We start from the raw sequence: 12,313 nt of genomic DNA, 5'->3' as shown, positions 1-12,313 counted from the left end.
TCCAAAATGATAAGATTGGAATTTGGGATTTTTTTATTTTGAAATTTAATCGTTTATGCCAAAGCTTGTTCGATATCTGCAATTAAGTCTTCAGCATCTTCGATACCCACACTCAATCGAACCAAATCATCGGTAATACCAACTTCGGCTCTTTTATTTGCCGGAATCGAAGCGTGCGTCATCAAAGCCGGATGGTTGGCCAATGATTCCACTCCACCTAAAGATTCTGCAAGAGTAAAAACTTTTAGTTTTTCTAAAAATGCAATAGAATCTTCTTTTTTACCTGATTTAAAAGTAAACGAAACCATTCCTCCAAAAGCTTTCATTTGCTTTTTAGCAATTTCGTGAAAAGGATGACTTTTTAATCCCGGATAATAAACCGTATTAATCTTTGGGTGATTGCTTAAATATTCTACTACTTTTTCTCCGTTTTCGCAATGTCTTTGCACTCTTAACGAAAGTGTTTTGATTCCTCTTAAAACCAAAAAACTATCCATTGGCCCCAGTGTTGCACCGGTAGCAAATTGCTGAAAATGCAATTGTTCTCCTAAAGCTTCGTCTTTTACAATCAAAGCTCCTGCAATAACATCAGAATGTCCGCCTAAATATTTTGTAGCAGAGTGCATTACGATATCAGCTCCTAAGTCAAGAGGTTTTTGCAAATATGGTGTTGCAAAAGTATTATCTACAGCAAATAAAATATTATTGGCTTTGGTAATTTTTGCTACTTCGGCAATGTCAGCCAATTTCATTAACGGATTTGTTGGTGTTTCAACCCAAATCAGTTTGGTGTTTTCGTTGATCAATGATTTCAATTTCTCGATATCTGTCATATCAACAAAGTGAAATTTAATTCCTGAATCTTTATAAATTCGAGAGAACATCCTATAAGTTCCTCCGTATAAATCATCCATTGCAATGATTTCATCACCAGCTTTAAAAGATCTTAAAACACAATCTGTTGCAGCTAATCCAGATGAAAATGCCAATCCACGAGTACCATTTTCGATACTTGCCAAAGCGTTCTCTAATGCCGTACGGGTTGGGTTCGACGCCCTGCTATATTCATAATCAGCCAGAGGTTTCCCTGGACTAGTTTGTATAAAAGTTGAAGTTTGATACACCGGAGGCATAACAGCTCCTGTACTTGGATCATGATGCTGACCACCATGTATTACTTTTGTATTGAATTTCATATAGTTACAAATTTTAGATACTTAAACGTGGTACAAATTTACCGTTAAATTTATTTTAATCCTGACACAACTTCTTACCTTTGTATATAATTAACACTTTTTGATATGAAACATTACACTTTTTTAGCCTTTTTGTTCCTGACACTTGCAAGTTGCAACAAAGAGCTTTCATTTGAGAATGAGACATTTGAAAAAGAATCTACTATTCCTTGCAAAAAAGATTGTCCAAAAATTACGATTGATGTACCAGTTGCTAAAAATATCCCTATTGTAGCAGACAGCATCAACAAAAAGGTTTTCTCGGTGGTAAAAGAAATTGTCTATTTTGAGCAAGATCCCTCAAAAGCGAATGATTACAAATCTTTGGCAGCCTCTTTTATTACTTCTTATGAAGAAATGCATAAAAAATTCCCCACTGAAACTTTTGGCTGGGAAGGAAAAATAAAAGGTAATATTGAGTTTGAGTCTTATCAGATCATTAACATAAAAATCGATCATTATACTTTTACCGGCGGAGCTCATGGTTATCAAGGCTTTCGATCCTTATTATTTCATCCTAAAACCGGAAAAACCATTTTTACCGATGAAATCTTTAAAAACGAAAAAGAGTTTAAGGCTTTCGCCGAAAAAGAATTCAGAGCTAAATACAAAATCCCTGAAAAACTGAATATTAACGCAACAGGTTTAATGTTCGAAAATGATAAATTTCAGCTGCCTCAGAATATCTTTTATACCAAAGAAGGTTTGCTTTTATATTACAACTCTTATGAAGCTGCTTCGTATGCCGATGGACCAAAAGAGCTTTTGTTTCCGTATGCAAAAGTTAGTCAGTATTTGAAATATCAGTAAGCATTTTCAAAATATGAATTGGAATAATTCGGCTAAAGCCAATGAACAAATTCTAAAAAATGTCTCCAGCTAAAGCTGGAGGCTATTCAAAAAAGCCTTTGAGTTAGACGCACTACTTTGCGTCTCTACAAAAAACCTTTGAACCTTTGTTACTCTAAACCTCTGAACCTTACTTAGCTCCTTCCTGAAAATCATATTTCATTTTTCGAATAATTCTCAACGCTTCCTTAAAAGACAAATAAATATTCCCGAAAGGTTTCAAAAGCAATTTGGCATCAATAAGTTTTTGTTTGGCATCATCAAAACCATTCAGATAACAAATCATAAAAGTCGATGGAAGATTCTCCAGATCTTTTAATTCGCGATCTGACAAAGCAATTCCTTTTTGCAGTTTCTGAAGCAATGCTGTATTTGCATTGTAAATATGATACAACATTTTTCTGTTGAATTCCGGTGGCTGAAAAAGCATTTCACGATCGATCTTATAATAACCGTTATCAAAAAAGTGAATGGTTTGTTTTTCTAAAGGATAATAACTCGTTTTGTCATTTAAACCTAACGGAACATATTCGGTTATGGTAAAACTATCATCATCAAAAACAATTGTAACCACATCCTGTGCCGAATAAAAAAGTTTAATTTGTTCATTAATTAATTCGATATCAACACGGGATAAGAAAGTTTTATCTCGTGATTTATGAGGAACTCCCGCCCAGCAAATCACAAACAATTCTTTAAAAACATGATATTTAGGCGACATGTCTTTGTGCCTGAAATTCATAAAATCAAAAACACCGTCAAGTGTATATTGTATACTATTTCGGGAGCTATTTTCGATTCCGATTACCGTTTCGGTATTTTGATAATTCTTTTCTATTTCACCTTCAACCGGAACTGAATTACTGCCTCGTCTTATAAATACACTATTAGCGGGAATGGTATGAATTCCTTTTTTGAAATAGGAGATTTTACTTTTGGGTTTAATAGTAACCAGGCCAATAACTTTATCTTTTGGAAGATTCGGAAACGGTACATTTTCATATTGAATCTTAGGTGGATTTTCCAGAAAAGCATTCACCAAATTCTGAATTCGGCTATCATCAAAGAAATCATCACCTACAATTTCATTATCATGATCTTCGACACCCACCACGATATAAGAATTATTGGTTGGGTTTGAATTTGATAACGCGCAAATATGCTTGAGAAACTTTCCTTTACCTTCTCTGGAATGCAAATTCAATTGCCTTTTTTTATCATAAAAACTGCTCTCGTCGTTATGAGCAAGTAGATTTTTTATTAAAAGGCGTTTATTGATCATGTGAATATTTTTTATTTTTTATTTCTATTTTTTATTCTCTGATTACTTAATCATACTTTGAACCTTTCCTATCAGAAGTTTTTAAGTAATTCATAAATTTTGAAATCTGATCAATTGTATTTTGCGCTTTTAAATTTAGTTCTAAAAACACTTCTTCTCTAATGTGTTTTCTATCAAAACATCTTTGAAGTTGAGCTTTAGTCTCACAACAAGATCCTCTTGAATAAACTAAAAATGTGATAAATTCTTTATTACCACCTCTACCAAATCCTTCAGCTATGTTATCTATACCTGATCCTGAGGATCCATTTATTTGTTCTCTTAATTTATAATCCTGACCTAATGATGTAGTTATAATTAAATTCCAAACTTGATTACACTGTTCACGAGCTAGTTGATAAATAACCATCTCTTAAAAACAACTATAATTCGCCATTCTTAAAAATAAAAAATAGAAATAATAATAAAAAATAATTAACCTCTCTTAACAATCGTCGACGATGCCTGAGCAGTGCTCATCACAACCAAATCGGCAATGTTTACATGATACGGTCTTGAAACCACAAAATGAATAATATCAGCAATATCTTCTGCCTGCAACGGATCGAAACCTTTGTAAACATTCGAAGCTCTTTCGACATCACCTTTAAAACGGACTTCACTAAATTCAGTCGCTACCATTCCCGGGTGAATTGCTCCTACTCTAATACTAAACGGATTCAAATCGATTCGCATTCCGGCAGTAATGGCATCCACTGCATGTTTTGTTCCGCAATATACATTTCCGTTTGGGTACACTTCTTTGGCAGCTGTTGAACCAATATTAATAATATGTCCGGAATTTTTGGCTGTCATTTTTGGGATTACTGCTTTCGAAACATACAAAAGTCCTTTTACATTGATATCGATCATCGCATCCCAATCGTCTAAATCTCCGGTTTGAATGGGATCTAAACCATGTGCATTTCCTGCGTTATTGATCAAAACATCAATATCTGAAAATGCTGCTGGCAAAGAATTAATACTTTCCAAAACATCATTTTTATCGCGAACATCAAAAGACAACGAATGTACTTCTGTAAAAGCCGAAAGTTCTTTTTCAAGTTCTGCTAAGCGGTCTTTACGTCTTCCGCAAAGCACTACTTTATAGTTATTTTTAGCCATGATTTGAGCGGTTGCTTTACCAATTCCGCTTGTAGCTCCAGTAATTAAAACTGTTTTTTTCATTCTTTACTTTGTTTTTATTTTTAACACATAGATACATAGTTTAAAGCTTAAAAAAGGCGTTTCACTTTGCATGAATTCACATCGCTATATGAAAATGATTTGTCATTTATTTTTCCCTTATTCAAAACAATAAAAATCTATGATTCTATGTGTTTAATATAGCCACAGACTAAAAGTTTTTAATGATTTTATAATCTGTGTGAATCATTTTAATCTGTGGCAAATTTTTTTTTTCAATCTTTCCTGATCCAATGATCTAAATCCAATTTCATATTTAGAGCTGTCCAGGTTTCGTTATCCATTTCCCGAACAAATTTTTTATCAGGATGAATAACAAAACCAATCTTTTCATAACATTTTATGGCGCTTTTATTAAAATCAAAAACATTTAGCTCAATATTTCTCTGCTTACTATTTTCAAGAATAAATTCCAGAAGCAAAGTCACTATTTGTTTCCCAATTCCTTTTCCGCGAAGCGTTTCATCCATAATCAGAATTCTTCCCAGATTTGCAAACTCGTCTTTAAAACAAATTTCACAATGCCCGATAGTCGAATCATTAGCAATATTTACAACCCTAAAGGCAATCCTGTTTTTATCCGAAAGTGATTTCTCTATCTGTTCTTCCGTTAAAGGAAAGATAAATTCCGGTCCTGCAAATTGCATTAATTCTCGGGCATTTTTTATGCTATTGATCAATTGTGGATAAAACGCTATATCGAATTTTTCTAATCGTATCATTATATGTTGAAAGGTTTAAGCAACTTCTTCGCCTCTGCTTTCTGTCCAGATGGCAAACCAGTCTTCTTTATCCATTTCTAGTTCAACAGCTTTCATCAATGACTGAATTCTGGCAATATTTACTGTTCCTGCGATCGGAATAACTGCTGACGGATGTTTTAAAATCCAGGCAAGCAAAAGTGTATCTGACCCAAAACCATATTTTTGAACCAAATCAGCAAGCAGTTTTTTCAAACGACGTGTTTTTTTAGTGTCTTCTCTAAATACAGTCCCAAGCGGATTCCATGATAACGGACGAATTCCGTGTATTTGCATATAATCAAAACTTCCATCCACCATTGGTTCGAAATTCGTTGCCGAAAATTGTACCTGATTATAGCTCACTTCAGTTTTTTGACGGATTAATTCGGATTGAGAACTCGTGAAATTCGAAAGTCCGAAATCGATAATTTTTCCTTCTGCTTTTAACTTTTCAACCGCCTCTGCAATTTCGTCGGCTTGCATTAATGGACTTGGTCTGTGCAATAAAAAAACATCTACATAATCTGTTTTCAGTTTTTTTAATGATTCTTCAACTGACCAAACTATATAATCCCTGGAGTAATCATAATGTTTGATTTTGTTTGGGCGGCTTTCGGCGATCATCTGAATTCCGCATTTGGTAATTAATTGTAATTTCTCTCTCGAGATTTTGCTGTTGTGAAATGCTTTTCCAAAATCAGCTTCTGTGGTATACGATCCGTAAATATCTGCGTGATCAAAAGTTGTAATTTTGTTTTCGATACATAGCTGTATCAGGTTTTCCATTTCTTTAGTTGTAAGGTTTTTATCCCAAACTCCCCAATTCATAGTGCCCGAAATTATAGGCGATAATGCTGTTTTACTCATGATTTCATTGCGTTATTTTTGGTAATAAAAATGCTTTTCTGAAGCATAATCATCAAAGTTCTTAAAAATATAAAAATAGATTCACAATTAGTCCTTAAAATTAGGTCATTGGTCGAAGTTTTAACCATTCTTTAACATCTTACTTCTCAAAAAATATTCAATTTGCACTCTCAAAAGCTACGCATAGAAATCAAGGTTTTAAAAAGGTTTTAAAAATATTTATATGGAAGAAAATACAACGACTTTAGACATTAGAGCGATAAATGAAAAAATTGAAAGAGAAAGTGCTTTTATAGACCTTCTTACAATGGAAATGAACAAAGTTATTGTGGGCCAGAAACATATGGTCGAGCGTTTACTAATTGGACTTTTGGGACAAGGGCATATTTTGCTTGAAGGTGTTCCCGGATTGGCAAAAACTTTAGCCATCAATACTTTGTCGCAAGCAGTACAAGGTTCGTTCAGTCGTATTCAGTTTACACCTGACTTATTACCTGCCGATGTCGTTGGAACGATGATTTATAACATCAAGGCAAACGAATTTTCTATCAAAAAAGGACCAATCTTCGCCAATTTCGTCCTTGCCGATGAGATTAACCGTGCTCCGGCAAAGGTTCAGTCAGCACTTTTGGAGGCGATGCAGGAAAAACAAGTTACTATTGGCGATACCACTTTCAAACTAGATCGTCCGTTTTTAGTATTGGCAACTCAAAACCCGGTTGAGCAGGAAGGAACATACCAACTTCCGGAAGCGCAAGTCGATCGTTTTATGCTTAAAACTGTAATCGACTACCCAAAAATTGATGAAGAGCGTTTTGTAATTCGTCAAAACCTGAAAGGAACTTACGAAAAAGTAAATGCCGTAGTTTCTGTAGAGCAAATTTTACGCGCGCAGGAAGCAGTTCGTGAAGTTTACATGGACGAAAAAATCGAAAAATATATTTTAGATATCATATTTGCTACTCGTTATCCAGAGAAGTACAAACTTGCAGACTTAAAACCTCTTATTAGTTTTGGGGCATCACCACGTGGAAGTATCAATTTAGCTAATGCAGCAAAATGTTACGCTTTCATCAAACGTCGCGGATATGTAATCCCGGAAGATGTTCGTGCAGTTGTACATGATGTTTTACGTCACAGAGTTGGAATAACATATGAGGCTGAAGCCGAAAACATTACTTCTGTAGACATTATCAACAAAATCGTAAACGAGATTGAAGTACCTTAAAAATTTGTTTAATGTTTCAAGTTTCAGGTTGTTGTAAAGCAAACTTGAAACTTGAAACTTTTAAACTTTAAACAAATAAAATGGATACAAAAGAGCTTTTAAAAAAAGTACGGAAAATAGAAATCAAAACCAAAAGACTGAGCAATCATATCTTTTCGGGAGAATACCACTCTTCATTTAAAGGACGAGGGATGACTTTTAGTGAAGTACGTCAATACCAATATGGCGATGACATTCGTAACATCGATTGGAATGTAACTGCACGCTATAACGAAGCCCACGTAAAAGTTTTTGAAGAAGAACGCGAATTGACCATGGTTTTAATGGTTGATATATCAGGTTCAGAAGGTTTTGGTTCAAAAAGTCAATTCAAAAAAGACATCGTCACCGAAATTGCGGCAACGATGGCTTTTTCGGCTACACAAAATAATGACAAAATTGGTTTAATACTATTTTCTGACAATGTAGAATTGTATATTCCGCCAAAAAAAGGCCGTTCGCATGTTTTGAGAATCATTCGTGAATTGATCGAATTTGAACCGAAAAGTCAGAAAACAGATGTTGGAGCTGCTTTAAAATTTTTATCAGGAACCCAGAAAAAGAAAGCGATTGTTTTTGTTATTTCTGATTTCATGTCCGAAAATTACGAGCAGACTTTGAAGATTGCTTCTAAAAAACACGATATTACAGGCGTTAGGGTTTATGATATCCGTGAAGAAAAAATCCCAAACTTAGGAATGGTAACGATGCTGGATGCTGAAACCGGAAAAATTCAATTGGTAGATACAGGCTCAAAAACAGTACGAATGAATTACGAAAAACATTATCAGGAAAGAGTCAATTATTTCAAAGATATATTTAGTAAATCAGGAGCAGGCGTTGTAAACACAAGAGTTGATGAAAATTACGTGACAAAACTATTAGGTTATTTCAAATCAAGGTAAATAATTTTAGAGTGCAGATTTAGATTTTTTGAAAATTTATAAATTATATTTCCTGCCAAAAATTAAATATAAAAAACCGTTTAAATCTGTGCCATCCACATCATCCGCGTGCCATAATTAAAACATTCATTTTAGAATAAGATCTGAAATCAAAAATCAAATGAAATTAAAGTTTTACATATTTTTATTTTTACTTTCCTCAGCTATTTTTGCCCAGCAAAAACAAGTAGAGACGAGCATTGATACTACAAAAAATAAAATTGGGGCTGAATTTAAGTTAACGCTTAAAACGGTAGTCAGCTCAAAATCTAAGGTTGTTTTTCCTAAACTAAAAAAAATTGGGGCACTTGAAGTAATTCAATCGTACCCAATTGATACAGTGAAGAAAAATGACACTTACGAACTAATCAAAAAATATGGTTTAACACAATTTGATTCCGGAAAGTATGTAATTCCGAGTATTCAGATTTTAATAGATAAAAAACCTTTTTTAACTGATTCTATCCGTGTTGAAGTTGCAAATGTAAAGGTCGATACTTTACAGCAAAAAATGTACGACATCAAAGACATTACCCCGGTCGATAACGGAATTGGTGATTGGTGGAAATATGTTTTAGGTGTAATAATTATTCTTGGTATTGGAGCATTTGTCTATTGGTTTGTTAAAAAACGTCAACAGAAAAAGATTGAAGAAGAAGTTTATAAAACTCCTATAGAAAAAGCAACAAGCTTACTAAACAATCTGGAGCAAAAAGAATTGGTTCAAAAAGGCGAAATCAAAGAATACTATAGTGAACTTACAGATATTGCTCGTAATTATATTGAAGAAGCCATTCATATTCCGGCAATGGAAAGTACCACTTCTGAATTGATTCAGGCGATTAGAACAGCATCGACCAAAAAGAAGATGACGTTAACTCCTGAAACTGTCGAGAATCTGGAACGCGTTTTACGTCAGGCCGATTTAGTGAAATTTGCAAAATCTAAACCGCTGGATTTTGAAATTACCGAAGATAGAAATAAAATTCAAAGAGTTATTTTAACCCTTGACAATGCGATTCCAACTGAAGTTCCGGCCGAAGAAGAAGATCAATTACTGAATGAAGCGCAGAAACAAAAACAAATCAAGCTTCAGTTATTAAAGAAGCGTAACAAACGTATTGCTATTGCAGCAGGAACGGTTTTGTTTTTATTAATTGCTACTACGGCATTCTTTATTGTTACAAAAGGTTTTAGCTATGTAAAAGATAATCTTATTGGACATCCGTCTAAAGAATTACTGGAAGGTGAATGGGTAAAAAGTGAGTACGGAAATCCTGGTGTGGTAATTGAAACTCCAAAGGTTTTAAAACGTATGGACACTCAAAAAGTACTTCCTAAAGAAACAATGGCTTTGATCAAAGAGATGCAGCTTTTCACGTATGGTAGTATGGTTGGTAATTTCTACGTAACTGTTTCAACCAGTAAGTTTAAAAACCCAACAGATATAGATTTAGCAAAAGCATTAGAAGGATCCCTAAAAGTTATCGAAGCTCAGGGCGGACAAAATATTATTGTAAAACAAGAAGATTTTCAGACCAGTGCAGGTATTCAGGGTGTAAAAGGATACGGAACAATGACCGTTTTTAACCCAGCTGACAAAACCAGCACAAAGGCTTATTATGAACTTTTACTCTTTAAACAAGATCAGGGATTACAACAAATTATGATTTTACACGAAGAAGGTGATACATACGCCAACGATATTACGACTAGAATTTTAAATTCTGTTGAACTTAGAAAAGCGAGCAACTAATGGGAAAAATAACTTTTTTAAATCCGGAATTCTTTTGGTTGTTTCTATTAATCCCAATTGCAATAGCTTGGTTTTTCTGGAAACGCAACCAGCAAACGGCTACTTTAAAAATGAGTTCGACTCAGGGTTTTAAAAACAGCGAATCGTTGTTAACCAAATTAAAACCTGCTTTATACGTTTTTAGAATTTTAGGATTAAGCTCTTTAATTATAGCTTTGGCAAGACCAAGAACGGTTGACATTAGCAGTCAGACTAAAACAACTAAAGGAATTGATATTGTTTTGGCGATTGACGTTTCCGGAAGTATGCTGGCAAAAGATTTAAAGCCAAACCGTATGGAAGCTTTAAAAAGAGTCGCCGCAGATTTTGTTGGCGAAAGACCTAATGACAGAGTTGGACTGGTTTTATACGCATCTGAAGCGTATACCAAAACACCGGTTACAAGTGATAAAGCGATTATTCTTGAAGCCATAAAAAGCATTAAATACGATACCGTTTTACAAGACGGAACCGGAATTGGAATGGGATTAGCAACTGCCGTAAACCGTTTAAAAGATAGTAAAGCAAAAAGCCGTGTGATTATTTTAATGACAGATGGTGTTAACAATGCCGGTTTTATCGAACCTGAAACAGCATCAGACATTGCAAAACAATACGGAATAAAAGTCTACACTATTGGTATTGGTACCAACGGAATGGCGGAATCTCCTTATGCTTATGCACCAAACGGAGGCTTTTTATATAAAATGCAAAAGGTTGAAATCGACGAACAATTGATGAAAAACATTGCCCGTAAAACCGATGGAACTTACTTTAGAGCAACAAGTAATGATCGATTAGCCGAAATATACAACGCGATTAATAAATTAGAAACAACCGAAATCCAGGAATTAAAATTCTATGATTACGACGAAAAATACAGAGGTTTTGTTTTACTGGCAGCCTTTTTATTATTGTTAGAAGTTGGTTTAAGAAATACAGTTTACAGAAGCTTTATATAATATTTTAGTCGCAGTCACGGTTTACAGTTTACAGCTGAAAACTGCGACTGAAAATTGCGACTGAAAACTAGAACTAAAAATGGAATTAGACGAAAAAAAATATTTATACCTTTTATTATTACTCCCAATTGTGGTGTGTATTTTCCTTTTCAATATGTATTGGAAAAGAAAAAAACAGCGCGAATTTGGTGATCTCGAAATGGTGAAAAGACTAAGCCCGGAAAGATCTGTTTTTAAACCGGTATTAAAATTATCCGTAATACTTTTGGCGCTTGCGTGTTTGATTATCGGATTAGTGAATCCGAAGATTGGAACAAAAATGGAAACCGTAAAACGCGAAGGAATTGATATTGTTTTTGCTGTCGACGTTTCTAAAAGTATGCTTGCCGAAGATGTCGCACCAAGCCGTTTGGAGAAAAGTAAACAATTGGTTTCGCAAATCATCAATAATCTAGGAAGCGACAGAATAGGAATTGTAGCTTACGCAGGAAGTGCTTTCCCCGTTTTACCGATTACATCAGATTATAGTGTTGCCAAAATGTTTCTGCAAAGTATGACTCCGGATATGGTTTCATCGCAAGGAACTTCTCTTGATGAAGCGATTAGACTATCATCGACTTATTTTGATGAAAAAAGCAAAACAAGCAAGTTATTGATTTTGATTTCTGATGGAGAAGACCATTCTGAAGGAGCTTCGGCAGCAGCTGAAGAAGCCAATAAAATGGGAATGAAAATCATTACCATTGGTGTTGGAACAGAAAAAGGAGGCACAATTCCGTTGAAAGAAAATGGCGTAGTCAAAAACTATCAAAAAGATCAAAACGGGCAAACTGTTATTACAAAACTAAATCAGGAAGGATTAAAAACCATTGCAAAAGCGACAAAAGGCGGTTATGTATATGGCGGAAATACGAAAGAAGTTTTAGAATACATCAAAAATGCTTTAAACAATATTCAGAAAACCGAATTCGAGGCTACTCAAATGGCCGATTTTCAATCGCAATTTCAGTGGTTCATTGGCTTTGCCTTCTTATTATTGTTTATTGATATCTTCCTTTTAGAAAGAAAAACAAATTGGATAAAAGAGTTGAATTTATTTAACGAAAAGAAATAATTGTTCCCAT

General features: G+C 34.3%; 12 protein-coding genes. 6 read left to right on the top strand and 6 right to left on the bottom strand.

Going from position 1 to position 12,313, the window contains the following annotated elements; all coding sequences use genetic code 11:
- Positions 1–53: 53 nt before the first annotated feature.
- A complete protein-coding gene (locus tag GIY83_RS21330) occupies positions 54–1,196 on the bottom strand; it encodes a cystathionine gamma-synthase (protein ID WP_208683353.1) in 1,143 nt (380 codons plus the stop codon).
- Between the two features lie 105 nt (positions 1,197–1,301).
- On the opposite strand from GIY83_RS21330, the gene GIY83_RS21325 reads away from it, so the two are divergent.
- Positions 1,302–2,045 (top strand): DUF3298 and DUF4163 domain-containing protein, encoded by a 744-nt coding sequence (locus tag GIY83_RS21325; protein WP_194617337.1) that lies wholly within the window; start codon positions 1,302–1,304, stop codon positions 2,043–2,045.
- 169 nt (positions 2,046–2,214) lie between these two features.
- On the opposite strand, the gene GIY83_RS21320 is transcribed toward GIY83_RS21325, so the two are convergent.
- From GIY83_RS21320 to GIY83_RS21300, 5 genes are all read right to left on the bottom strand, one after another.
- The gene (locus GIY83_RS21320) at positions 2,215–3,366 is read right to left on the bottom strand and encodes an ATP-binding protein (protein WP_208683351.1); all 1,152 of its coding nucleotides are present in this window, start codon (positions 3,364–3,366) and stop codon (positions 2,215–2,217) included.
- A 46-nt stretch (positions 3,367–3,412) separates the two neighbouring features.
- Complete coding sequence (locus GIY83_RS21315) at positions 3,413–3,775, bottom strand: four helix bundle protein (RefSeq protein WP_194617335.1); 363 nt, start codon at positions 3,773–3,775, stop codon at positions 3,413–3,415.
- Positions 3,776–3,840: 65 nt separating this feature from the next.
- On the bottom strand, positions 3,841–4,593 hold the full coding sequence (locus GIY83_RS21310) for an SDR family NAD(P)-dependent oxidoreductase (protein WP_208683348.1): 753 nt from the start codon (positions 4,591–4,593) through the stop codon (positions 3,841–3,843).
- A 233-nt stretch (positions 4,594–4,826) separates the two neighbouring features.
- Positions 4,827–5,333, bottom strand: coding sequence for a GNAT family N-acetyltransferase (locus tag GIY83_RS21305; protein WP_208683345.1), 507 nt, complete (start codon positions 5,331–5,333; stop codon positions 4,827–4,829).
- Between the two features lie 15 nt (positions 5,334–5,348).
- The gene (locus tag GIY83_RS21300; RefSeq protein WP_194617332.1) at positions 5,349–6,221 is read right to left on the bottom strand and encodes an aldo/keto reductase family oxidoreductase; all 873 of its coding nucleotides are present in this window, start codon (positions 6,219–6,221) and stop codon (positions 5,349–5,351) included.
- 223 nt (positions 6,222–6,444) lie between these two features.
- Between GIY83_RS21300 and GIY83_RS21295 the strand changes: the two genes are divergently transcribed.
- From GIY83_RS21295 to GIY83_RS21275, 5 genes are all read left to right on the top strand, one after another.
- Positions 6,445–7,449, top strand: a complete 1,005-nt coding sequence (locus GIY83_RS21295; RefSeq protein ID WP_056248441.1) for a MoxR family ATPase — start codon at positions 6,445–6,447, stop codon at positions 7,447–7,449.
- 80 nt (positions 7,450–7,529) lie between these two features.
- Positions 7,530–8,393, top strand: a complete 864-nt coding sequence (locus tag GIY83_RS21290) for a DUF58 domain-containing protein (RefSeq protein ID WP_083692527.1) — start codon at positions 7,530–7,532, stop codon at positions 8,391–8,393.
- 160 nt (positions 8,394–8,553) lie between these two features.
- Positions 8,554–10,188, top strand: a complete 1,635-nt coding sequence (locus GIY83_RS21285) for a hypothetical protein (RefSeq protein ID WP_194617330.1) — start codon at positions 8,554–8,556, stop codon at positions 10,186–10,188.
- Positions 10,188–11,189: a VWA domain-containing protein gene (locus GIY83_RS21280; protein WP_194617329.1), complete on the top strand. Its 1,002-nt coding sequence runs from the start codon at positions 10,188–10,190 to the stop codon at positions 11,187–11,189. The genes GIY83_RS21285 and GIY83_RS21280 overlap by 1 nt, the downstream gene beginning before the upstream one ends.
- Before the next feature lie 79 nt (positions 11,190–11,268).
- Positions 11,269–12,303 (top strand): VWA domain-containing protein, encoded by a 1,035-nt coding sequence (locus tag GIY83_RS21275; protein WP_194617328.1) that lies wholly within the window; start codon positions 11,269–11,271, stop codon positions 12,301–12,303.
- Positions 12,304–12,313 lie beyond the last annotated feature (10 nt).

Origin of the sequence: Flavobacterium sp. SLB02 (genome assembly GCF_009664855.1) — a bacterium.
GTDB lineage: Bacteria > Bacteroidota > Bacteroidia > Flavobacteriales > Flavobacteriaceae > Flavobacterium.
This window is presented reverse-complemented; position numbering and strand designations above follow the sequence as displayed.